The organism is Streptomyces sp. NPDC051217, assembly GCF_044455465.1.
Classification (GTDB): Bacteria; Actinomycetota; Actinomycetes; order Streptomycetales; family Streptomycetaceae; genus Streptomyces.
This window is the reverse complement of record NZ_JBITEV010000002.1, coordinates 650,880-674,203: the sequence shown is the minus strand read 5'-3', so window position 1 is coordinate 674,203 and position 23,324 is coordinate 650,880. Positions and strand designations below refer to the sequence as shown.

Annotated in this window: 19 protein-coding genes; 7 read left to right on the top strand and 12 right to left on the bottom strand. The window is 70.8% G+C overall.

Annotation, left to right across the window (positions count from 1 at the left end; all coding sequences use genetic code 11):
- Positions 1–21 precede the first annotated feature (21 nt).
- Positions 22–666 carry a TetR family transcriptional regulator gene (locus ACIBBB_RS08075; RefSeq protein WP_329390915.1) on the bottom strand — a complete coding sequence of 215 codons (645 nt, stop codon included), beginning with the start codon at positions 664–666 and terminating at the stop codon, positions 22–24.
- Positions 667–819: 153 nt separating this feature from the next.
- Here ACIBBB_RS08075 and ACIBBB_RS08070 point away from each other — a divergent pair, with 153 nt between their 5' ends.
- Positions 820–2,070, top strand: a complete 1,251-nt coding sequence (locus ACIBBB_RS08070) for an acyl-CoA dehydrogenase family protein (RefSeq protein ID WP_398979944.1) — start codon at positions 820–822, stop codon at positions 2,068–2,070.
- A 20-nt stretch (positions 2,071–2,090) separates the two neighbouring features.
- Here ACIBBB_RS08070 and ACIBBB_RS08065 read toward each other — a convergent pair whose 3' ends face one another.
- The 4 genes from ACIBBB_RS08065 to ACIBBB_RS08050 form a co-directional block, all read right to left on the bottom strand.
- Positions 2,091–2,600, bottom strand: a complete 510-nt coding sequence (locus ACIBBB_RS08065) for an excalibur calcium-binding domain-containing protein (protein WP_398979942.1) — start codon at positions 2,598–2,600, stop codon at positions 2,091–2,093.
- A gap of 193 nt (positions 2,601–2,793) precedes the next feature.
- The gene (locus ACIBBB_RS08060; RefSeq protein WP_398979940.1) at positions 2,794–3,282 is read right to left on the bottom strand and encodes a glutathione peroxidase; all 489 of its coding nucleotides are present in this window, start codon (positions 3,280–3,282) and stop codon (positions 2,794–2,796) included.
- A 51-nt stretch (positions 3,283–3,333) separates the two neighbouring features.
- Positions 3,334–4,206 carry an acyl-CoA thioesterase gene (locus tag ACIBBB_RS08055; RefSeq protein ID WP_398979938.1) on the bottom strand — a complete coding sequence of 291 codons (873 nt, stop codon included), beginning with the start codon at positions 4,204–4,206 and terminating at the stop codon, positions 3,334–3,336.
- A 40-nt stretch (positions 4,207–4,246) separates the two neighbouring features.
- Complete coding sequence (locus ACIBBB_RS08050; RefSeq protein ID WP_398979936.1) at positions 4,247–6,769, bottom strand: DEAD/DEAH box helicase; 2,523 nt, start codon at positions 6,767–6,769, stop codon at positions 4,247–4,249.
- A 167-nt stretch (positions 6,770–6,936) separates the two neighbouring features.
- Between ACIBBB_RS08050 and ACIBBB_RS08045 the strand changes: the two genes are divergently transcribed.
- Positions 6,937–7,728: a metal-dependent hydrolase gene (locus ACIBBB_RS08045; protein ID WP_398979934.1), complete on the top strand. Its 792-nt coding sequence runs from the start codon at positions 6,937–6,939 to the stop codon at positions 7,726–7,728.
- A 253-nt stretch (positions 7,729–7,981) separates the two neighbouring features.
- Here ACIBBB_RS08045 and ACIBBB_RS08040 read toward each other — a convergent pair whose 3' ends face one another.
- The 4 genes from ACIBBB_RS08040 to ACIBBB_RS08025 all read right to left on the bottom strand — a co-directional run bounded on the left by ACIBBB_RS08040 (position 7,982) and on the right by ACIBBB_RS08025 (position 14,007).
- The gene (locus ACIBBB_RS08040) at positions 7,982–9,772 is read right to left on the bottom strand and encodes an ABC transporter ATP-binding protein (protein ID WP_398979932.1); all 1,791 of its coding nucleotides are present in this window, start codon (positions 9,770–9,772) and stop codon (positions 7,982–7,984) included.
- Positions 9,769–11,649, bottom strand: a complete 1,881-nt coding sequence (locus ACIBBB_RS08035; protein WP_398979930.1) for an ABC transporter transmembrane domain-containing protein — start codon at positions 11,647–11,649, stop codon at positions 9,769–9,771. The genes ACIBBB_RS08040 and ACIBBB_RS08035 overlap by 4 nt, the downstream gene beginning before the upstream one ends.
- Positions 11,650–11,845: 196 nt before the next feature.
- Positions 11,846–13,348 carry a Gfo/Idh/MocA family protein gene (locus ACIBBB_RS08030; RefSeq protein WP_398979928.1) on the bottom strand — a complete coding sequence of 501 codons (1,503 nt, stop codon included), beginning with the start codon at positions 13,346–13,348 and terminating at the stop codon, positions 11,846–11,848.
- Positions 13,349–13,551: 203 nt separating this feature from the next.
- Positions 13,552–14,007, bottom strand: a complete 456-nt coding sequence (locus ACIBBB_RS08025; RefSeq protein WP_398979926.1) for a MarR family winged helix-turn-helix transcriptional regulator — start codon at positions 14,005–14,007, stop codon at positions 13,552–13,554.
- 129 nt (positions 14,008–14,136) lie between these two features.
- On the opposite strand from ACIBBB_RS08025, the gene ACIBBB_RS08020 reads away from it, so the two are divergent.
- Both ACIBBB_RS08020 and mltG read left to right on the top strand, forming a co-directional pair.
- Positions 14,137–15,996, top strand: a complete 1,860-nt coding sequence (locus tag ACIBBB_RS08020) for an ABC transporter ATP-binding protein (protein WP_398979924.1) — start codon at positions 14,137–14,139, stop codon at positions 15,994–15,996.
- Between the two features lie 36 nt (positions 15,997–16,032).
- Positions 16,033–16,881, top strand: coding sequence for an endolytic transglycosylase MltG (gene mltG, locus ACIBBB_RS08015; protein ID WP_398979922.1), 849 nt, complete (start codon positions 16,033–16,035; stop codon positions 16,879–16,881).
- A 64-nt stretch (positions 16,882–16,945) separates the two neighbouring features.
- Here mltG and ACIBBB_RS08010 read toward each other — a convergent pair whose 3' ends face one another.
- The gene (locus ACIBBB_RS08010) at positions 16,946–18,046 is read right to left on the bottom strand and encodes an NAD(P)-binding domain-containing protein (RefSeq protein WP_398979920.1); all 1,101 of its coding nucleotides are present in this window, start codon (positions 18,044–18,046) and stop codon (positions 16,946–16,948) included.
- A 73-nt stretch (positions 18,047–18,119) separates the two neighbouring features.
- Between ACIBBB_RS08010 and ACIBBB_RS08005 the strand changes: the two genes are divergently transcribed.
- On the top strand, positions 18,120–18,542 hold the full coding sequence (locus ACIBBB_RS08005; protein ID WP_398979918.1) for a YjbQ family protein: 423 nt from the start codon (positions 18,120–18,122) through the stop codon (positions 18,540–18,542).
- A 33-nt stretch (positions 18,543–18,575) separates the two neighbouring features.
- On the opposite strand, the gene ACIBBB_RS08000 is transcribed toward ACIBBB_RS08005, so the two are convergent.
- Together ACIBBB_RS08000 and ACIBBB_RS07995 are read right to left on the bottom strand one after the other, a co-directional pair.
- Entirely contained in the window at positions 18,576–19,421 is an 846-nt protein-coding gene (locus tag ACIBBB_RS08000; RefSeq protein ID WP_398979916.1) for a hypothetical protein, read from the bottom strand.
- A gap of 121 nt (positions 19,422–19,542) precedes the next feature.
- Positions 19,543–21,081 (bottom strand): FAD-binding oxidoreductase, encoded by a 1,539-nt coding sequence (locus ACIBBB_RS07995; RefSeq protein WP_398979914.1) that lies wholly within the window; start codon positions 21,079–21,081, stop codon positions 19,543–19,545.
- 162 nt (positions 21,082–21,243) lie between these two features.
- Between ACIBBB_RS07995 and ACIBBB_RS07990 the strand changes: the two genes are divergently transcribed.
- Both ACIBBB_RS07990 and gap read left to right on the top strand, forming a co-directional pair.
- Complete coding sequence (locus tag ACIBBB_RS07990; RefSeq protein ID WP_398979912.1) at positions 21,244–22,200, top strand: GlxA family transcriptional regulator; 957 nt, start codon at positions 21,244–21,246, stop codon at positions 22,198–22,200.
- A gap of 112 nt (positions 22,201–22,312) precedes the next feature.
- Positions 22,313–23,305, top strand: a complete 993-nt coding sequence (gene gap, locus ACIBBB_RS07985; protein WP_398979910.1) for a type I glyceraldehyde-3-phosphate dehydrogenase — start codon at positions 22,313–22,315, stop codon at positions 23,303–23,305.
- Positions 23,306–23,324: the final 19 nt, after the last annotated feature.

The following is a 23,324-nucleotide window of genomic DNA, read 5'->3' as shown; positions in this document are numbered from 1 at the left end:
CCGTACCTCCGGTCGGACGTGTCAGAGCCCGGGGCTGCCCGCCCGGTCGGCCACCGCCGACAGCCTGCCCCACAGCAGATCGGCCAGGCTGCTCACCAACTGGGCGCGGGAGCAAGGGCGTTCGCCCAGCCACCAGTCACCCGCGGCATGCATCATGCCGACGATCCCATGGCCCCAGACCCGGGCCAGCTGCGCGCTCTCGGGGCCGAGGTCGACCCGTTCCTCGATGACGATGGCCAGCTCCTCGCCGAGTCGGCGCAGCAGCGGCGCCGAGTGCCGGCCCACGTCGAAGCCCTGCTCGGGGAGTTGGCTGTCCTCGGCCGGATGCATCAGGAACCGGTACACCTGGGGGCGCGCCTCGATCGCCGCGAGATAGGTGTCGAGCGTCGCCTCCACCCGCTCGCGACGGTCGGCGGGCGCGTCGAGCGCCGCCTTCAACGCGCTGAGCAACGCGTCCGTATGACGCTTCGCCAGGGCGCGGTAGAGCCCGCCCTTGTCACCGAAGTGGCGGTAGAGGATCGGCTTGGTGATACCGGCCTCCGCCGCGATCGCGTTCATGGAGGCTTTCGGTCCGTCACGCAGCACGACCCGGTCGGCGGCCTCCAGGAGTTGGCGGCGCCGCTGATGGGCTGAGCGGTGCTGGTCGGCCTGCTGTGTGGTCCCCATGGGTGTCTCCCCGCCCGAGCGATTCCGTGACGCCACGGCAACGTAACACCAAGGCCACCACCCCCGCAGATCAGCCTGCCGCAGGTTGACATCCTCTACTTGCCGGTAACAGACTGTTGTTACCGCAAGTAACAGCAGTGCTGGAGGATGACGATGGCCGAGTTCACGTTCGAACTCAACGATGACCAGAGGCACGTACGCGACTGGCTGCACGGGTTCGCCGCCGATGTCATCCGCCCGGCCGCCGCCGAGTGGGACGAGCGGGAGGAGACTCCATGGCCCGTGATCCAGGAAGCCGCCAAGGTCGGTGTCTATTCCCTCGACTTCTACGCACAGCAGTACTTCGACCCCACGGGCCTCTCCATCCCCATGGTGATGGAGGAGCTGTTCTGGGGTGACGCGGGCATCGCCCTGTCGATCGTCGGCACCGGACTCGCCGCCGTCGGTGTGCTCGCCAACGGCACCGAGGAGCAGATAGGCACCTGGATACCGCAGATGTACGGCGACGCGGACGACGTGAAGGTCGCCGCGTTCTGCTCCTCCGAGCCCGACGCCGGATCGGACGTCGCCGCCATGCGCACCCGCGCGGTCCACGACGAGGCGAAGGACGAGTGGGTCCTGAACGGCACCAAGACCTGGGCGACCAACGGCGGCATCGCCAATGTGCATGTCGTCGTCGCCGTCGTGGACCCGGAGGCCGGCTCCAAGGGGCACGCCTCCTTCATCGTCCCGCCCGCGACGCCCGGCCTCTCCCAGGGCCAGAAGTTCAAGAAGCACGGCATCCGCGCCTCGCACACGGCCGAGGTGGTCCTGGAGGACGTCCGCGTCCCGGGCCACTGCCTGCTGGGCGGCAAGGAGAAGCTGGACGAGCGGCTGGCCCGCGCCCGCGAGGCCAGGGCGGGGGCCGGGGCCGCAGGGGCGGCGGCCGGCGGCGAGCGTGTGAAGAACGCGGCCATGGCGACCTTCGAGGCCTCGCGCCCGGCGGTCGGCGCCATGGCCGTGGGCACGGCCCGCGCCGCGTACGAGGTGGCGCTCGACTACGCCAAGACCCGCCGCCAGTTCGGCCGCCCGATCATCGACAACCAGGGCGTCGCGTTCCAGCTCGTCGACATGCGCACCCGGATCGACGCGGCCCGGCTGCTCGTGTGGCGCGCCTCCTGGATGGCGGCCACGGGCAAGCCCTTCACCGCCGCGGAGGGCTCCATGTCGAAGCTGTACGCGAGCGAGACGGCGAAGGAGGTCACCGCGCGGGCGGTGCAGATCCTCGGCGGCAACGGCTTCACGCGGGAGTACCCGGTGGAGCGGATGCACCGCGACAGCGCGATCTACACGATCTTCGAAGGCACCAGCGAGATCCAGCGCCTGGTCATCGCGCGCACGCTGTCGGGGATGCCGATCCGCTGAGACGATTCAGGCCGGGTGGCTCACTCGCAGGCGACACCGTCGCCGTCGCGGTCCAGGTGCGAGCCGTAGCCGGGGTCTCCGGTGCGGATGGGGTCGGCGCCCGCGGCCCTGACGGCTGTGCAGTTGGCGTAGTACGTGGAGCCGCCTCCCGAGCCGCCCGTGTCCGAGCCGGTCGACCCGCCGCTGTCACCGTTGTCGTCGGCGGCGGGGGCGACCGTGACCCTGACGGACTTCGTCTCGGTGACGGTCGGCGCGGGCTTCGGGGTGGCCGTCACCGTCTCGGTGGCCGCCGGTTCCGGGGTGGCCGTGGCGGTGGCCGTCACCGTCGCCGCGGGACCCGGCTTCGCGTCGGCCTTGTCCTGAGCCTCCGTGGTCCCGCCCGCGCCGCCGATCGCGATGCCCAGGAAGAACAGCAGCGCCACCAGAGGAAGCAGCACGCGCTTGCGCGTCCACTTCGGACGGCCGGGCGGCGGTGCCGGCGGGCCGGTATACGGGCTGGGACCGGGCGCGGCGGGTGGTGAAAAGCTCATGTGTCCCCCAAGGGCTGCTTCGTGAGGGGATGACCGTAGCGGCGTGACTTGCCCCCTTGTACGACCCTCGCTCCGGTTGTGGCGAAACCGTGATGAACACGTGGATGCATGGTGTATGAACCGGTGTCGGGTCCGGACACACCGGTGCCCGGCCCCCCTGTCAGGGGCCGGGCACCGGTCCGAAGAGCGCGCGCTACGCGGGGAGTTGAGCCTCGATCGCCGCGACGACCTCAGGGGCCTCCGGCTCCGTACGGGGACGGATACGGCCCACGACCTCACCCTCCGGGGAGATCAGGAACTTCTCGAAATTCCACTGCACGTCACCCGCCTCGCCCCCGGCGTCGGCCCGCTCGGTCAGCGCCGCGTACAGCGGGTGCCGGTTCTCGCCGTTGACCTCGGACTTCTCCAGCAACGGGAAGCTCACGCCGTACGTCGTCGAGCAGAACGTCTCGATCTCCTCGGCGCTGCCCGGCTCCTGGCCCGCGAACTGGTTGCAGGGCACTCCCACGACCGTCAGGCCGCGCTCGCCGTACGTCTGCTGGAGCCGCTCCAGGCCCTCGTACTGCGGAGTGAGACCGCACTTCGACGCCACGTTCACCACCAGCACCGCCCGGCCCTTGTACGCGGCGAGGGATGTGGGCTCACCGCTGAGAGTGCGCAGCGGGATGTCGTACACAGTCATCAAGGTCTCCTCGGAGCAGTCGGTCCCCGTAATCCCCACCATTGTCGCGCTTCACCCGCCGAGCTTGCGGAACAGCCCCTCCTGGACGACCGAGACCAGAAGCCGGCCCGAGCGGTCGTAGATACGGCCCCGGGCCAGACCCCGCCCGCCGGTCGCGATCGGCGACTCCTGGTCGTACAGGAACCACTCGTCCGCCCGGAACGGCCGGTGGAACCACATCGCGTGGTCCAGCGACGCCATGTCGTACCCGCGCGGCCCCCACAGCGGCTCGACCGGGATACGGACCGCGTCCAGCAGCGTCATGTCGCTCGCGTACGTCAGCGCGCAGGTGTGGACCAACGGGTCGTCGCCCAGCGGTCCCACCGCCCGCATCCACACCGCGCTGCGCGGATCCGCGTCCTCGATCTCCTCCGCCGTCCAGCGCAGCCGGTCCGCGTAGCGGATGTCGAACGGCTGACGGCGCGCCATCCGCTCGAACGCCTCCGGCAGCCCGCCCAGATGCTCACGGACCTCGTCGGACACCGTCGGCAGGGACTCCGGGTCCGGGAAGTCGAGACGCGGCGGCAGCTGGTGCTCGAAGCCGCCCTCCTCGGGGTGGTGGAAGGACGCCGTCAGATTGAAGATCGTCCTCCCCTCCTGCACGGCGGTGACCCGGCGCGTGGTGAACGACCGGCCGTCCCGCACCCGTTCGACCTGATAGACGATCGGCACACCGGGCCTGCCGGGCCGCAGGAAGTACGCGTGCAGCGAGTTGACCGGCCGGTCGCTCTCCGTGGTGCGCCCGGCCGCCACCAGTGCCTGGCCGGCGACCTGGCCGCCGAAGACCCGTTGCAGCGACTCGTGCGGGCTGCGCCCGCGGAAGATGTTGACCTCGATCCGCTCCAGATCGAGCAGGTCGACCAGCCGCTCGGCGGGATTCGTCATGGTTCTCGTACTCCACAGGTATCGATCGGCGGGGGGACTCTCAGACGCTGGACAACTGGCCCACGGAGGTGACGCGGACCACGGCCCGGCCCTCCTCGTCGGACGCGGCGAGGTCGACCTCCGCGCTGATGCCCCAGTCATGGTCGCCGTTCGGATCGGCGAACGACTGCCGGACGCGCCACAGGCCGTGGGCCGGGTCCTCCTCGATACCGAGCAGCTTCGGGCCACGCGCGTCGGGACCGGTGCCCAGCTCCTCGTACTCGTCCCAGTAACCGTCCATCGCCTCGCCCCAGGCGTCCGCGTCCCAGCCCGAGTCGGCGTCCATCTCGCCCAGCTCGTTCACCCTGTCCAGCGCCGCCAGCTCCACCCTGCGGAACATCGCGTTGCGCACCAGCACCCGGAAGGCACGGCCGTTCGCCGTGACCGGCTTGACCTGGTCGGCCTTCTCCCGCGCCTCCTCGGCGGTCTCCACCTCCGGGTTGGCCAGCTGCTCCCACTCGTCCAGGAGGCTGGAGTCGACCTGCCGCACCATCTCGCCCAGCCAAGCGATCAGATCCTCCAGGTCCTCCGACTTGAGGTCGTCCGGGATGGTGTGCTCGAACGCCTTGTACGCGCCCGCGAGATACCGCAGCACGATGCCCTCGGTGCGCGCCAGCTCGTAGTGGGACGTGAACTCCGTGAAGGTCATGGCCCGTTCGTACATGTCACGGATGACGGACTTCGGAGACACCGGGTGGTCGCCGACCCACGGATGGCTGGTGCGATAGACCTCGTACGCGTGCCACAGCAGCTCTTCGAGGGGCTTCGGATACGTGAACTCCTGGAGCCGCTCCATCCGTTCCTCGTACTCGACGCCGTCCGCCTTCATCTGCCCGATCGCCTCACCCCGCGCCTTGTTCTGCTGCGCGGCGAGGATCTGCCGGGGATCGTCCAGCGTCGATTCGACCACCGAGACCATGTCCAGCGCGTACGAGGGCGAGGCCGGGTCCAGCAGTTCGAACGCGGCCAGCGCGAAGGTCGACAGCGGCTGGTTGAGCGCGAAGTTCTGCTGGAGGTCGACGGTGAGCCGGATGATGCGGCCCTCGGCGTCCGGGGTCTCCAGCCGCTCCACCACACCGCCGTCGAGCAGCGACCGGTAGATGGCGATCGCGCGTCTGATGTGCCGCAGCTGCTGCTTGCGCGGCTCGTGGTTGTCCTCCAGGAGATGGCGCATCGCCTCGAAGGCGTTGCCCGGCCGCGCGATGACCGACAGCAGCATGGTGTGGGTGACCCGGAAGCGGGAGGTCAGCGGCTCCGGATCGGAGGTGATGAGCTTGTCGAACGTCGTCTCCGACCAGGCGACGAAGCCCTCGGGGGCCTTCTTGCGGACCACCTTGCGGCGCTTCTTCGGGTCGTCGCCCGCCTTGGCGAGCGCCTTCTCGTTCTCCACGACATGCTCGGGCGCCTGCGCGACGACGAAACCCGCCGTGTCGAAACCGGCCCGGCCCGCCCGGCCCGCGATCTGGTGGAACTCGCGGGCGCGCAGGGTGCGCACCCGCGTGCCGTCGTACTTGGTGAGGGCCGTGAACAGCACCGTACGGATCGGGACGTTGACGCCGACGCCGAGCGTGTCCGTACCACAGATCACCTTCAACAGACCTGCCTGCGCGAGCTTTTCGACAAGCCGGCGGTACTTCGGCAGCATCCCCGCGTGGTGCACCCCGATGCCATGGCGTACATAGCGGGAGAGATTGCGGCCGAACTTGGTGGTGAAGCGGAAGTTGCCGATCAGATCGGCGATCCGGTCCTTCTCCTCACGCGTGCACATGTTGATGCTCATCAGCGACTGCGCGCGCTCGACGGCCGCCGCCTGTGTGAAGTGCACGATGTAGACCGGCGCCTGACGGGTCTCCAGCAGTTCGGTCAGTGTCTCGGTGATCGGGGTGAGCCGGTACTCGTAACTCAGCGGCACCGGGCGTGACGCCGAGCGGACCACGGAGGTCGGCCGGCCCGTGCGGCGGGTCAGGTCCTCCTCGAACCGCGACACGTCGCCGAGCGTCGCCGACATCAGGATGAACTGCGCCTGCGGCAGTTCCAGGAGCGGGATCTGCCAGGCCCAGCCCCGGTCCGGCTCCGCGTAGAAGTGGAACTCGTCCATCACGACCTGGCCGATGTCGGCGTGCTTGCCGTCGCGCAGCGCGATGGAGGCCAGCACCTCCGCCGTGCAGCAGATGACCGGCGCGTCGGCGTTCACGGACGCGTCGCCGGTGAGCATGCCGACGTTCTCCGTACCGAAGAGCTTGCACAGGTCGAAGAACTTCTCCGACACCAGCGCCTTGATCGGGGCGGTGTAGAAGGTGACCTTGTCCTGGGCCAGCGCCGTGAAGTGCGCACCCGCCGCGATCAGGCTCTTTCCGGAGCCGGTGGGGGTGGACACGATCACGTTCGCCCCGGAGACCACCTCGATCAGCGCCTCCTCCTGAGCCGGATAGAGCGTGATGCCCTCGCCCTCGGCCCATGACGAGAAGGCCTCGAAGAGGGCATCGGGGTCGGCATCCGGCGGCAGCTGATCAATAAGGGTCACGCCCCCATCTTGCCTGCCTTCCGCCCGGAAGCGGGAACCGGACGACCGGCGGAAGATCACTCCCGGTACGCTGCTCTGTCAACTGGGCCTTGCCGCAACGGCGGTGGGCCCATCGCACGTACCACCACAGCGACGACGGGGCGGGGATCGATCATGCGGGGACGACCATGATGGGGCCGGCGCACTCGCTGTCGGGCGCGGCGGCCTGGCTGGGGGTGGGAGCCGCCGCGGCGGCGGCCGACCGCACCATGCCCTGGCCGGTGCTCGTCGTCGGCGCGCTGATCTGCGCGGGGGCGGCGCTCGCCCCCGACCTGGACCACAAGTCGGCGACGATCTCGCGGGCGTTCGGGCCGGTGTCCAAGGCGGTGTGCGGCATCGTCGACAAGCTGTCGTTCGCCGTCTACAAAGCGACGAAGAAACCGGCCGACGCCCGCAGGACGGGCGGTCACCGCACGCTCACCCACACCTGGCTCTGGGCCGTCACGATCGGCGGCGGCGCCTCGGCGATAGCGATCCTCGGCGGACGCTGGGCGGTGCTCGCGCTGCTCTTCGTCCATATGGTGCTGGCCGTGGAGGGGCTGCTCTGGCGGGCGGCGCGGGTCTCCAGCGACGTGCTCGTGTGGCTGCTCGGGGCGACGAGCGCGTGGATCCTGGCCGGTGTGCTGGACAAACCCGGCAACGGCTCGGACTGGCTCTTCACCGCCCCCGGCCAGGAGTATCTGTGGCTGGGGCTGCCGATCGTCCTGGGCGCGCTGGTGCACGACATCGGCGACGCGCTGACGGTCTCGGGCTGCCCGATCCTGTGGCCGATCCCGGTGGGACGCAAGCGCTGGTACCCGATCGGCCCGCCGAAGGCGATCCGCTTCAGGGCCGGGAGCTGGGTGGAGCTGAAGGTACTGATGCCGGTGTTCATGCTGCTCGGCGGGGTGGGCGGTGCGGCGGCGCTGAACGTGATCTGACGGGCCGGGGCGGGTCCGGCCGGGGTCTCGGGGCGCCACCGCTGAAGGACGTACGGCGGCACGCCGTCGCCGAGCGCATGGACGTCCGGTCGGCGATCACCTTGCTGCCCGGCCCCGGCAAGTCCCCCGCCATCACGGTGAGTTCGCGTACATCACGTGATGGCGGGGGGACAGCCCGGCCCGCGCCCGCCGACGCGCGTCATGGAATACGCGGGTACGCGGGCCGGCGGACCCGCGCACGACGCGGACCCGCTCAGCCGTGCCAGGAGCGCCACAGCGCCGCGTAGGCGCCGTCCGCCGCCACCAGTTCGTCGTGACTGCCCAGCTCGCTGATCCGGCCCTCCTCGACCACGGCGATCACGTCCGCGTCGTGCGCCGTGTGCAGGCGGTGCGCGATGGCCACGACCGTACGGCCGTCCAGCACCTTCGCCAGCGACCGCTCCAGATGCCGGGCCGCGCGCGGGTCGAGCAGCGACGTCGCCTCGTCCAGGACCAGCGTGTGCGGGTCGGCCAGCACCAGCCTCGCCAGCGCGATCTGCTGCGCCTGCGCCGGCGTGAGCGTCGCGCCGCCGGAGCCGACCTCGGTGTCGAGCCCGTCGTCGAGCGCGCGGGCCCAGCCGTCCGCGTCGACCGCCCCGAGCGCCGCCCACAGCTCGGCGTCCACCGCGTCCGCGCGGGCGAGCCGCAGATTGTCGCGCATCGAGCCCACGAAGACGTGGTGCTCCTGGTTGACCAGCGCGACATGGCCGCGCACCCGCTCCGCGGGCATCCGTGACAGCTCGGCCCCGCCGAGGGTGATCCGGCCCGTCCGCGGCCCGTAGATCCCGGCGAGCAGCCGCCCCAGCGTGGACTTGCCCGCGCCGGACGGTCCGACCAGCGCGACACGGGTGCCGGGCGCGACGTCCAGCGTCACCTCGTGGAGTACGTCGACGCCTTCGCGGTAACCGAAGTTGACATGGTCGGCGCTGACATCGCGGCCGTCCGGCACGACCGTCTCGTCACCGTCGTCCGGCTCGATCTCGCGTACGCCGACGAGCCGGGCGATGGAGACCTGCGCCACCTGGAGTTCGTCGTACCAGCGCAGGATCAGACCCACCGGGTCGACCAGCATCTGCGCGAACAGCGCGCCGGTCGTCAGCTGACCGACCGTGATCCAGCCCTGGAGCACGAAGACGCCACCGCCCACCAGCGTTGCCGCGAAGATCGTGACGTGGGTGAGGTTGATGACCGGGAAGAGCACCGAGCGCAGGTAGAGCGTGTACCGCTCCCATGCCGTCCACTCCTTGACGCGCTGGTCGGACAGCGCCACCCGGCGGCGGCCGAGGCGGTGCGCCTCGACCGTACGGCCGGCGTCGATCGTCTCGGCGAGCACCGCGGCCACCGCCGCGTACCCGGCCGCCTCCGAGCGGTACGCCGCCGGCGCCCGCCTGAAGTACCAGCGGCAGCCCACGACCAGCAGCGGCAGCGCCACGACCACCGCGAGCGCCAGCGGCGGGGCGGTGACGCCGAGGGCGCCGATCAGCAGCGCGGCCCACACGACGCCGATCGTGAGCTGCGGTACGGCCTCCCGCATGGCATTGGCGAGCCGGTCGATGTCGGTGGTGATACGGGACAGCAGGTCGCCGGTGCCGGCCCGTTCCAGGACGCCGGGCGGCAGCCGTACCGACCGTACGAGGAAGTCCTCGCGCAGGTCGGCCAGCATCTCCTCACCGAGGATCGCGGCGCGCAGCCGCATCATCCGGGTGAAGACGGTCTGGATGATCAGCGCGCCCGCGAAGATGGCGGCGGTGCGCTCCAGATGGAGTTCCCCGGCCCCCTTGGCGCCCTCGGACAGGTCCTCGACGATGCCGCCGAGCAGATACGGCCCCGCCATGGAGGCGATCACCGCGACCGCGTTGACGACGATGAGCAGGACGAACGCCTCGCGGTGGCGCCGCAGCAGCTCCACGACGTAGCTCCGCACCGTCGCCGGGCGGGCGACGGGCAGGGTCGTGGCCGACTCCGGGGCCGCCGGGTCGTACTCCGGTGGTGCCACGCCGATCATGCGGTTTCCTCGATCTCTGCCAGTTGTTCCCGTGTCTTCAGCGGAGTCGGCACCTGCGCGTCGTCGCCCGGCTCGTCGCCCGGCTCGGGGCCCGGCTCGGCGGCGGCCTCGGTCCCGGCCGCCTCCGCCTCCTCGTCCGTCCGGCGCGTGACGACGCTCAGATAGCGCGGGTCGTCCCGCAGCAGCTCCCGGTGCGACCCCACGGCCGCGACCTTCCCGTCGTGGACGAACACCACGGTGTCCGCCCGGTCGAGCAGCAGCGGCGACGACGCGAACACGACCGTCGTACGGCCGCTCCGCAGGCGCCGTACACCTTCCGCGATCCGCGCCTCCGTGTGCGAGTCCACGGCCGACGTGGGCTCGTCCAGGACCAGCACCTCCGGGTCGGCGACGAGCGAGCGGGCGAGCGCGAGCCGCTGGCGCTGCCCGCCGGAGAGCGACCGGCCGCGCTCGGTGATGCGCGAGCGCAGGGGGTCGCCGCTGCCGTCCACCGACGCCTGGACGAGCGCGGCGAGCACGTCGTCGCACTGCGCCGCGTCCAGCGCGTCCCGGGGCTTCACCGCGCCGGACGCGGGCACGTCCAGCAGCTCGGTGAGTGTCCCGGACAGCAGCACCGGATCCTTGTCCTGTACGAGGACGGAGGCACGCGCCGCGTCCAGCGGAAGGTCGTCGAGCGCCACCGAACCGAGCAGCACGGAAGCGCTCTTCTCCTCCTCGGCGGCGTGTCCGCCCAGCCGTTCGGCCAGTCGCCCTGCCGCGTCGGGGTCGCCGCACACGACGGCGGTCAGCTGCCCGGCCGGGGCGAGCATGCCGGTGGCCGGGTCGAAGAGGTCACCCGTGGGCCGGGCGTCGTCGAGACCGCCGCGCTCGTCCTCGTAGGAGGTCCGCTCCAGCCGCAGCACGCGGGCCGCGCGCGTCGCCGAGGGACGCGAGAAGGAGTACGCCATGGCGATCTCCTCGAAGTGACGGAGCGGGAAGAGCAGCAGTGTGACCGCGCTGTACACGGTGACCAGTTCGCCGACCGAGATCCGGCCGTCGCCCGCGAGGATCGCGCCGTACCAGACCACAGTGATCAGCAGGATTCCCGGCAGGAAGACCTGGATCGCCGAGATCAGCGCCCACATGCGGGCGCTGCGGACGGCCGCCGCGCGGACCTCCTGGGAGGCTTCGCGGTAGCGCGTGAGGAACAGCTCCTCGCCGCCGATGCCGCGCAGCACCCGCAGTCCGGCCACGGTGTCGGCGGCCAGCTCGGTGGCCCGGCCCGCCTTCTCGCGCTGGACGTCGGCGCGTTGGGTGGCGCGGGGGAGCAGCGGCAGCACGGCCAGGGCGAGCACCGGCACCCCGACGGCCACGACCGCGCCGATCGAGGGCAGATAGAACACGAGGCTGACGCACACCACGACGACCGCGATGGCGGCCGCCAGGAAGCGCGACAGCGCCTCGACGAACCAGCCGATCTTCTCGACGTCACCCGTCGAGACGGCGACCACCTCGCCGGCCGCGACCCGGCGGGTCAGCGCCGACCCCAGCTCGGCGGTCTTGCGGGCCAGCAACTGCTGTACGCGGGACGCCGCGGTGATCCAGTTGGTGACCGCCGTCCGGTGCAGCATCGTGTCGCCGAGGGTGATCGCGCAGCCGAAGAGGGCGATGACCGCACCGGCCAGCGCGAGCCGCCCGCCCGAGCGGTCCACGACTGCCTGTACGGCGAGTCCGGCTCCCAGCGGCAGCCCGGCGACTCCCAGCTGGTGCAGGAGCCCCCAGGAGAGCGATTTGAGCTGGCCACGCAGTTGTCTGCGCCCGAGCCAGTACAGGAAGCGCGGTCCTGACCGGGCGTCGGGTCTCCCCGGATCGGGGTACGGAAGATCGCGAATCTGCATGACGTCCCAGTGAGTCGTGGAGTGGCCCAAACCGTCCAAGGTTGTGCTTCGGGCACGGTCCGGGGCAATCGATTATTCGCTTCTCGGCCACATGGGTGACATGCGACGAGGCCCGGCCGGCGCGCTCGCGCCGACCGGGCCCGCTCAGTGTCCGCCGAGTCCACGACTTCTTCCACGAATTCCGGAACTTCCGCTTCTACGACTTCCGGGACGACTCCTCGGCCGGCTTCTCGGAATCCGTACCGGGGCGGGACTTCTTCCACTCGCCGCGGGTGAAGTCCGGGATCTGCTGCGGTGCGCCGTTCGCCTTGATGGACGCGTGGCTGAGCGGTACGGGAGCGGTCCAGGTCGCCGCGTCGTAGACGTCGAAGTCGGGCACCAGACCGAGCCGGACACACTGCATCAGCCGGAAGACCATGATGTAGTCCATCCCGCCGTGCCCGCCCGGCGGATTGGCGTGCTCCTTCCAGAGCCAGTGGTCCCAGTCGGCGTACGCGCCGAAGTCGCCCCACTCGTCGTTCGCGTGATCCGGCTCGATGTAGATGCGCTCGGGGTAGTCCTCGAAGACGCCCCTGGTACCGCCGAGACTGTTGATACGGCTGTACGGATGCGGCGTCGAGACGTCGTGCTCCAGCCGGACGACCCGGCCCTTGGCCGTCTGGACCAGACTGATCGTCCGGTCGCTGTTGACGTAGGTCTCCTTCCAACTGGGGTCGCCCGGCGGCATGTTCTCCTCGCGGTACTGCGCGAGGGTGAGCGCCGGCGTACCGATGCTGGTGATGCTGACGGCGCGGTCACCGCGGTTGATGTCGAGGTAGTTGGCGACCGGGCCGAAGCCGTGGTTCGGATAGAGGTCGCCACGGAGCCGGGTGTGCCACAGCCGCCGCCAGGGCCCTTCGTAGTAGTCCGGGTCGAACATCAGGCCGCGCAGGTCGTGGTTGTACGCGCCGGCGCCGTGGAGCAGATCGCCGAACAGGCCCGCGTGCGCCATCCGTAGGACGCGCATCTCGTTCTTGCCGTACGCGCAGTTCTCCAGCTGCATGCAGTGGCGCCGGGTGCGCTCGGAGAGGTCGACCAGTTTCCACAGCTCGTCGAGCCGCATCGCGATCGGACACTCCACGCCGACGTGCTTGCCGCTCAGCATGGCGGTCCTGGCCATCTCGAAGTGGAAGTCCCACGGAGTGGCCACGTAGACGAAGTCGACGTCACCGCGCGCGCAGAGGTGTTCGTAGTCGTGCTCGTCCTTCGTGTAGACGGCGGGCGCCGGCTGCCCGGCCTTGACGACCTTGGCTGCGGCGGCGAGGGCCTTGTCGCGCACCGTGTCGCACAGGGCGACGACCTGGACGCCGGGCACCGCGAGGAACAGATCGATCATGCTGCCGCCGCGGTTGCCGAGGCCGACGATGCCGACACGGACCGTCGAGCGGCCTTCGAAGGGCACACCGGCCATCGTGCGGCCCTGGCGCTCGGGGCCGGCGGATTCGGCGCTGTCGGGGGCGGCCTGTGCGGCCGCCGCTCCCGCTCCGGCCGCCGACGTGGGCTCCGCGGCGGAGACGGTGCCGGTGCCCAGGGCGCTGAGCCCGAGGCCGGCGCCGGCGACGCCCGCCGTCGTTCTGAGAGCGGAACGGCGGCTCATCGAGCCGCCGTTGTCCTTGTTCGCGTCGTCCTCGCCGGGGTTCTGCGGTGCTGCGTCGTTCATGAAGCCTCCATAGGAGCTGACGTGCGCGGCGGAATTGAACCTCGTTGAGGACCTTGGTAGTTGGGGCTGGTGATGCGCAAGGGGCCTCGTTTGGACTCTTCGATCGAACCCTTGGACTCTTCGGCCGGAACCACGCCCGGGGGCGCCCCGGTCGGCGGCGCGGCTCAACGGCGCGGCTCAGTAGCCCCGTTGAACAGCGCCCTTCAGCAGCGCCGCTCCGGCACGCCGTCGACGGGCCCGCCCACCAGCGTCGACAGCAGCACGCCGAGCATGTCGCGCTGGTCCGACGTCAGCGGGGCCAGGATGTCCTCGGCGGCCGACCTGCGCGCGTCGCGCAGCGCCCGCAGCACGCCGCGTCCGGTGTCGGTGAGTTCGATCCGGATCACCCGGCGGTTGGTCGGGTCCGGGGCGCGGCGGACGCAGCCGCTCGCCTCCAGGCCGTCGACCAGGCTCGTCACGGCGCGGGGCACCACTTCCAGGCGCTCGGCGAGGTCCGCCATCCGCGGCGGGCTGTCGTAGAAGGCGACCGTGCGCAGCAGACGGGACTGCGCGGGGGTGATCCCGATCGGCTCCAGATAGCGCTTCTGGACGCGGTGGAGCCTGCGGGTCAGCCTCAGGAGCTGTTCGGCCAGCAGGCCGTCGGCGTCGGGGGTGCTCATGGCGGAACAATAACAGGACCTCATACATTGTGAGGGTAGGTAACAGTGAGCTATGCTCCTCCAAGAGTTTCCTGTACGTCCTGAAACTCTCGAAACTCCTGAAACCCATCAGAATCCTCGAAGGAGCCCATGAAGTCCGAACTGTCGACCTGGAAGCCCTCGGCCCGCCCCCTGGATCCGTCGCAGCCCGAGCCGCCGGCCCAGCTGCGCCGTATCTTCCGGCTCTTCCGCCCCTACCGCGGCAGGCTGGCCGTCGTCGGCGTGCTCGTCGGTGCGTCATCCCTCGTGGCCGTGGCCTCGCCCTTCATGCTGCGCGAGATCCTCGACACCGCGATCCCCCAGGGCCGCACCGGGCTGCTCAGCCTGCTGGCCCTCGGCATGATCCTCACCGCCGTCCTCAGCGGCGTCTTCGGCGTCGTCCAGACCCTCATCTCCACGACTGTCGGCCAGCGCGTCATGCACGATCTGCGCACGGCCGTCTACGCGCAGTTGCAGCGCATGCCGCTCGCGTTCTTCACCCGCACCCGCACCGGCGAGGTCCAGTCCCGGATCGCCAACGACATCGGCGGCATGCAGGCGACGGTCACCTCCACCGCCACCTCGCTGGTCTCCAACCTCACCGCCGTCATCGCGACCGTCGTCGCGATGCTCGCGCTGGACTGGCGGCTGACCGTCGTCTCGCTGCTCCTGCTGCCGGTGTTCGTGTGGATCAGCCGCCTCGTCGGCCGTGAGCGCAAAAAGATCACCCTCCAACGACAGAAGCAGATGGCGACGATGGCCGCCACGGTCACGGAGTCGCTGTCCGTGAGCGGCATTCTCCTCGGCCGCACGATGGGCCGCGCCGACTCACTCACCAAGTCCTTCGCCGAGGAGTCCGAGCAGCTCGTCGACCTCGAAGTGCGGTCGAACATGGCGGGGAGGTGGCGGATGTCCGTCATCGGCATCGTCATGGCCGCCATGCCGGCGGTCATCTACTGGGCGGCCGGCTTCGTCCTCCACTCGGGCGGCACCGGCGTCACCATCGGCACGCTCGTCGCCTTCGTCTCCCTCCAGCAGGGCCTCTTCCGCCCGGCCGTGAGCCTGCTCGCCACCGGCGTGCAGATGCAGACGTCGCTCGCGCTCTTCCAGCGCATCTTCGAATATCTCGACCTGCCCGTCGACATCACCGAACCCGAGAAGCCGGTCCCGCTCGGCAAGGTCCGGGGCGAAGTGCGCTTCGACGGCGTCGACTTCAGCTACGACGAGAAGGACGGCAAGACCCTCCACCGAGTGGACCTGACCGTCCCGGCGGGCGGCAGCCTCGCCGTCGTCGGCCCCACCGGATCAGGCAAGTCGACCCTGAGCTATCTGGTGCCGAGGCTGTACGACGTGACGGGCGGCCGGGTCCTGCTCGACGGGGTCGACGTACGCGACCTGAGCTTCGCCACCCTCGCCCGCGCGGTGGGTGTCGTCTCGCAGGAGACGTATCTCTTCCACGCCTCGGTCGCCGACAACCTGCGCTTCGCGAAGCCGGGGGCGACGGACGAGGAGATCGAGACGGCGGCCAGGGCGGCGCAGATCCACGACCACATCGCCTCGCTCCCCGACGGGTACGACACGCTGGTCGGCGAGCGCGGATACCGGTTCTCCGGCGGCGAGAAACAGCGCCTCGCGATCGCCCGCACCATCCTGCGCGACCCGCCGGTCCTGGTGCTCGACGAGGCGACGAGCGCGCTCGACACCCGTACGGAACACGCGGTCCAGCAGGCCATCGACGCGCTCTCCGAGGGACGTACGACCATCACCATCGCGCACCGGCTCTCCACGGTGCGGGACGCGGATCAGATCGTCGTGCTCGACGCGGGGCGAATAGCCGAGCGCGGCACGCACGAGGAGCTGATCGACCACGACGGCCGGTACGCGGCGCTCGTCCGCAGGGACGGCAGGCTTTCGGCGGCGCAGATAGCCTCCGAGGCGACGTCCGAGGACGCGCGCGCCAGCGCGGCCTGACCGAGTAGCGCGCTTTGTCCGGGTTAGCGTGCCCGCATGACGAACGAGCCCCCACGCGCGACATCCGGGCGCAGGACCCGACTGACGCGCCGTGGCCGACTGGTCCTTATCGTGACGGCGGCGGTGGCCGTCGCGGTGGCCGTCCTCGTGCCGGTGCTGCTCATCGGAGAATCACCCCCCGAGGAGAAGAAGACGGTGTCGCTGCTCGTCCCGGAGGGACGACGGGCGACCCAGGTGTACGCCTCCGTCGACAAGGTCCTCGGCGTCCCCTCCGGTACGACCGCGAAGGCGGCGACCGGGGCCCGCCTCCAACTGCCCGGCGCGGCCCGGCGCAACCCGGAGGGATATCTCTTCCCGGCCACCTATCCGGTCGAGGCCGGAGCGACGCCGGCCGGTGTGCTCGGCTACATGGTCGACACGGCGCGGGAGCGTTTCGGCGCCGACAACATCACCGAGGGCGCGCGGCGCAACGGGATGACGGTCTATCAGACGGTGACGATCGCCAGCATCGTGCAGGCCGAGGCCGACACGGCCGCCGACATGGGCCGGGTGGCGCGCGTCGTGCACAACCGACTGGCCCAGGACATGCCGCTCCAGATGGACTCCACCCTCAACTACGCCCTGAACCGGAGCACGCTCGACACCTCGCACTCCGACACGAAGGCCGAGAGTCCTTACAACACCTACGAGTTGAGGGGTCTGCCGCCCACGCCGATCGGCAATCCGGGGGAAGAGGCGATGAAGGCGGCGATCAGCCCGACACGGGGCGACTGGCTGTACTTCGTGACGGTGGCGCCGGGGGACACCCGCTTCACCGCCGACTACGCGGAGCACCGGAGCAACGTGGCGGAGTTCAACGCGAACAGAAGCTCCACCGCGCGGTAGCTCGCCTGCCCCGTGAATCGACGACCGCGGCCTCGGGCGACCGCGCTCTCGGACGAGGGCGGCCTCAGACGAGGGCGGGCTCGTGTTCCAGCAGTGCCCTGATGTCGTGTACGGCCGCGCGGCCCGCCCGATTGGCCCCGATCGTTGAGGCCGAAGGCCCGTACCCGACCAGATGGACCCTCTCGTCCCGTACCGCACGCGTGTTCTCGACCCGGATACCGCCACCCGGCTCGCGCAGTCCCAGCGGTGCCAGATGGTCGATGGCCGGGCGGAAGCCGGTGGCCCAGAGGATCACATCGGCGTCGACGCTCCGACCGTCGTCCCAGACCACACCGGACGGGGTGATCCGGTCGAACATCGGCAGCCGGTCGAGCACACCCTGCTCGCGCGCCCGGCTGATCGCCTCGTTCACGGGCAGCCCGGTCACCGAGACCACGCTCTGGGGCGGCAGCCCGGCCCGTACCCGTTCGTCCACCAGCGCGACGGCGGCCCGCCCCTGCTCCTCGCCGAACGGCCCCTCCCGGAAGACCGGCGGCCGGCGCGTGACCCACGTCGTCTCCGCGGCCACGTCCGCGATCTCCATCAGATGCTGCGTCCCCGAGGCCCCGCCGCCGACGACAACCACCCGCAGCCCGGCGAACGCGGCGGGCCCGGGATAGCGGGAGGTGTGCAGCTGGCGGCCCCGGAAAGTCTCCTGCCCCGGACAGCTCGGCCAGAAGGGCCGGTCCCAGGTCCCCGTGGCGTTGATCAGCGCCCGCGTCGACCAGACGCCCTCCGACGTCTCCACCCGCAGCCTCCCGCCCTCCCCCTCACGCACGGCCGCCACATCCACCGGCCGGCGGACGCGCAGACCGAAGCGTTCCTCGTACGCGGTGAAGTACTCCCCGATCACCTCGGACGACGGCCGACCTCCGTCGGCGCCGGTCAGCTCCATGCCGGGCAGCGCGTGCATCCCGTGGATCTTCTCGTACGTGAGCGAGGGCCACCGGAACTGCCAGGCGCCGCCCGGCCGCGGGGAGTGGTCGAGCGTGACGAAGTCCCGGTCGGGCACCAGCCCGGAACGCCGCAGATGGTAGGCGCTCGACAGCCCGGCCTGCCCCGCGCCGACGACCACGACGTCCACAGCTCGTGTGTCCCGCGCCTCCGCCACCCCGAAATCGTTCACGTTTCTACCAACAGCCGGGGGTGCGCGGATCATCCCGCACGCGAACGCGCCCGCGAGACGGCAGGATGGATGCATGCCCGACGCCTTCACCACCAGGATCGTGAACATCGCCACCGGCACCGACGAGACCGTGGCGGACCTGACGCACCTGTGCGAACAGTTCCTCCGCGAGACCGCGTCCGGCCGCGACGGCCTCCTGCACGTCTTCGTCCCGCACGCGACGGCCGGCGTGGCGGTCATCGAGACGGGTGCGGGGAGCGACGACGACCTGCTCGCCGCGCTGCACACCCTTCTCCCCGCGGACAACCGCTGGCAGCACCGCCACGGTTCCCCGGGCCACGGCCGCGACCATGTCCTCCCGGCCCTGGTCCCACCCCACGCGACACTCCCGGTGATCGCCGGCCGCCTGGAGCTGGGCACATGGCAGTCGGTCTGCCTGGTCGACACGAACACCGACAATCCGGACCGGAAGGTGCGGCTGAGCTTCCTGGGCTGAACCAGGGCCGACCGAGATCGGGGCGAGAGGGACTCAGCGGACGGGCGCGCCGCCGGGCGACGGATACGAGACGAACGCGAATCGCCCGGAGTCGGGACTCCAGCTGTTGACGTTGATCGTGCCCTGACCGCCGAACAGCGGCACTCGCGCCAACGGCGCGGACCAGTCCGATGTGCGGACGACGACCAACTCCACATCGACGTCCCCGGGATGGCCCACCGTCCCCGCCGGATACCGCAGATACACGGCCAGGCGGCCGTCCGGTGACAGATGGGGGAACCAGTCCACGGTGCCGGTCGAGATCAGCCGCTCGACCTTCTCCGCGGAGGGGTTCTCACTCGGCACCCTGGCCAGTTGGGCGTGCCCGGGTTTCGATGCCCAGCGCTCGGTGTTGAAGTAGATCCATTCACCGTCGGGGGACCACTCGGGACCGTCGACATGCCCCGCGCCCGTGTCCACCACGGTGACCGGACCACCGTCGGAGGCGATCAGAGCGAGTCTGCCCGGACCGCCTGACCCGTCGATTTGTACGAAGCCGAGCCTCTCCCCGTCAGGCGAAACCCCGTGGAGGTAGTGCCGGACGTCCTGCTCGTCCGTGACCCGGCGGTGGCCGCCGCCGGCCAACGGCCCGTGGTAAATGTGCCCGTCGTTCGCGGACATGTAGATGGCCTCACCGCGAGGATCGAGCACATGGTCGTTGTTGAGATCCGGCAGCCCCTCGTACGCGACGCGACGCGGCGAGAGCGGGGAGTCGAGGGAGAAGGCCCAGAGTGCGCCCGCACCGTTCAGATAGAGCGTGTTGCCGTCAGCTCCCCAGTTGGGCGCCTCGAAGGACATTCGGTCGAACTCGGCGACGACAGTGGCCGAAAGAGACGCCACATCGAATACATGGACTCGGCAGGTCCGGCCCTCTCCCGGATCTCGCGAGGGACCCGAGGGGTCCTGCTCGACCGGACGCGCCGTTTCACGCGGTGAAGGTGTGGTCATCTCCGGTATCTCCTCACGTCGCGGACAGGTGTCCACCCTGCCTGATGAACGCCGGGGCGGGTCCGCCGACCGCCTGCGCGTAGCGGAACAGGCCGGCCGGGTCGTAGCGGCGCTTGACCTCCACCAGGCGCTCGTAGTTGGCGCCGTAGTAGGCGTGCTGCCAGTCGCGCAGATCCGGGTCGGGGAAGTTGACGTACGCCGCGTCCGTGCGCAGGCGGTGGCCGAGCTCGCGGTGCACGGTGCGGGTCTGTCGCAGCAGGGCGTCCACCTCGGCGGGTGCGGCGCCGGGCTTCCACTGGGCGCCGATGTCGATCACGAAGGTGGCCCCGCGGTGGGGGTAGGCCGTCTCGTCCGGGCGGGGTGCGTCGCTGGAGCCGCCCATCGCGAAGAGCGTCACATGCCCGGTGGCGCGGGCCGGTCCCGGGCGCCAGGTGCGGGCCCACTCGCCAATGGCCCTCACCGTGTCGGGGCTCAGCCACCGGTCGGGGACAAGGGACTTGGTGGCAGAGGAGACCAGCGTGGTGTTCCCCATGAGGTAGTCCTGCGCGGACCAGAAGCCGCGCTCCTCGATGAACTCCTTCGCCGGGCGCAGCTTCAGCAGTGGCCCGACGGCACGGCGAAGTGCCTCCCGCGGGCCGAGCCGTTGGCCGAGCACCGACAGCGACGTGGTGCCGTCACCCGCGTGCCTGAAACCGATACGCAGATCGAAGTCGCCGCCCCGGTCCCCGTCGAGAATGTGCTGCACCTCGTCCATGACCTTCACGGCCGCGCCCAGGCCGAAGGCGAGGTCGAAGACGGTCGCCCGCAGCCGGCCGACCGGTACGGCGTCGAAGACGAACGAGGTGTTGATCCCGAAGTTGCCGCCCGCCCCGCCCCGGCACGCCCAGAACAGGTCCGGGTTCTCGTCGTCGGCCGCCCGCACCACGCTCCCGTCGGAGAGAACGACGCGGGTCTCGGCGAGCCGGTCACACGTCAGGCCCCACTTGCGGTCGTTGAAGCCGAGCCCGCCGCCGAGCGTCAGACCGGCCACGCCGACGCCGGGGCAGCGCCCGCCGGGAAAGTACAGGCCCGCGTCGCGGGCCTGGTACACGTCGGAGTTCGTGGCGCCGCCGCCGAGGTGCAACCGCCGTCCCCGCGGCACCACTTGCCTGATCGGCCGCAGGCTGATCACCAGACCGCCGGTGGTGGAGAATCCGGCGTAGTTGTGGCCGCCGGAGCGGGGCGCGAACGGCACCCCGTGCTTCGCGCACCAGCGGACGGCGGCTGTCACATCGTCCTGCGAGGCGCAACTGAGCACTCCGGCGGGGCGGATGGAGGCGTAGCGCTGGTTGTTGGGGGCGGCATGGGCCGCGTAATCCATGTCGCCCGGCCGGTACAACCGGGCGGCGACGCTCACCGTACGGCGCAACTCCCGCCAGGCGGCGGGCTCGGGACGCCGACCGGTGGCCGCCGCGGGCCGGCTTCCGTACCCTCCGGCCAGCGTGGCCCCGGCCGCCGAGGCCACGCCACCCCGCAGTACGACTCGTCGGCTGATTTCCACAGTCGCTCCCATTCGCAGTCCTCACATGGGCCCGCCCCGTGGCGGGCAGGCCCACGATGGAGCGGCGCGCGGACGGGAACGGCCCACGACACTCACGGATGATCACTGTTCACGCGAACGGGCACGGCGGAAGCGTCCGCCCAGGTCCGGAAGGAGCCGCGTAGCCTGGGCCTCGTGCCTGCCCCCCGCCCGCATCGTGTCGCCGTCCTCGTGCTGGAGGGTGCGAAGCCGCTCGACGTCGGCATTCCCGCGCAGGTGTTCACGACCCGCGAGAGCATGCCGTACGAGGTACGGGTGTGCGGCGCGGCGCCCGGTCCGGTGACCGGTGGTGACGGGCTCTCGTACCACGTCGCCGACGGTCTCGACGCTCTCGCGTGGGCCGACATCGTCTTCATCCCCGGGTACCGCTTCCCGGACCGCGACGATCCGCCGCAGCCGGTCGTGGACGCGCTGATCGCGGCCCACGAGAGGGGCGCGCGGCTCGCCGCCATCTCCACGGGTGCCTTCGCGCTCGCCGCCACGGGCCTGCTCGACGGCAGACGCGCCACGACGCACTGGCACTACACGCGGGCGCTCGCGGCGAAGCACCCGCTCGTCCGGGTCGACGAGAACGTGCTGTTCGTGGACGAGGGCAGCGTGCTGACATCGGCCGGCGCCGCCTCGGGCATCGACCTGTGTCTGCACATCCTGCGGTCCGATCTCGGCGTGGCCGCGTCGAACCACGCGGCCCGGCGCCTGGTCGCGGCTCCCTACCGCAGCGGCGGGCAGGCGCAGTACGTGCCGCGCCGGGTGCCCGAGCCGCTCGGCGAACGGTTCGCGGCCACCCGCGAATGGGCGCTGCGCCGCCTCGGTGAGCACCTCACGCTCAAGGCGCTCGCCCGGCACGCGGCGGTGTCGCCGCGCACGTTCTCGCGGCGCTTCGTCGAGGACACCGGGTACACACCGATGCAGTGGGTCATGCGCGCCCGGATCGATGTGGCCCGCGAACTGCTCGAACGTTCGGAACTGAGCATCGAGCAGATCGCCACCGATGTCGGTCTCGGCACCGGTGCGAACCTGCGGCTGCACTTCCGGAGCACGCTCGGCACCACGCCGAGCGCGTACCGGCGAACCTTCGGCCAGGGCGAGTAGCCCGATCGGCCCGCCCCCACTGGCGTGATCCTTTCGAACCATGGCGTTCGCGCCGCCGCCATGGGCGGATGCCGCGCGCGAACACTGGAGGGGAATCGAAGGGACATCACTCATGACTCGTATCGCCATCAACGGATTCGGCCGCATCGGCCGCAACGCGCTGCGCGTACTGCTCGAACGTGACAGTGACCTCGATGTCGTCGCCGTCAACGACCTCACCGAGCCCACCGACCTCGCGCGCCTGCTCGCCTTCGACACGACGGCCGGCCGGCTCGGCCGCCCGGTCACCGTCGACGGGAACGCCCTCGTCGTGGACGGCCGCCGCATCACCGTCCTCGCCGAGCGAGAACCGGCGCGGCTGCCGTGGGCGGAGCTCGGCGTCGACATCGTCCTGGAGTCGAGCGGCCGCTTCACCTCGGCCGACGCCTCCCGCGCCCACCTCGAAGCGGGCGCGAAGAAGGTGCTCGTGAGCGCGCCGTCGGCCGGTGCCGATGCCACGATCGCGTTCGGGGTCAACACCGAGGCGTACGACCCGGACACGCACACGATCATCTCGAACGCCTCGTGCACGACCAATGCCCTCGCCCCGCTGGCCGCGGTCCTCGACGACCTCGCCGGCATCGAGTACGGCTTCATGACGACGGTGCACGCCTACACCCAGGAACAGAACCTCCAGGACGCTCCCCACCGCGACGCCCGCCGCGCCCGCGCCGCCGCGGTCAACATCGTGCCGACCACGACGGGCGCCGCCAAGGCGATCGGCCTCGTCCTGCCGAACCTCGACGGCAAGCTGTCGGGCGACTCGATCCGCGTGCCGGTGCCGGTGGGCTCGATCGTGGAACTCAACACGACGGTCGCCCGCGACGTCTCGCGCGAGGACGTGCTGGCGGCGTACCGCGCGGCAGCCGAAGGGCCGCTGGCCGGCATCATCGAGTACTCGCAGGACGCCCTCGTGTCGTCCGACATCACGGGCAACCCGGCCTCGGCGATCTTCGACTCGGCCCTCACCCGGGTCGAGGGCCGCCACATCAAGGTGGTCGCCTGGTACGACAACGAGTGGGGCTTCTCGAACCGGCTGATCGACACGCTCGAACTCCTCGCCTGACGCGCCGATCAACCCCTGC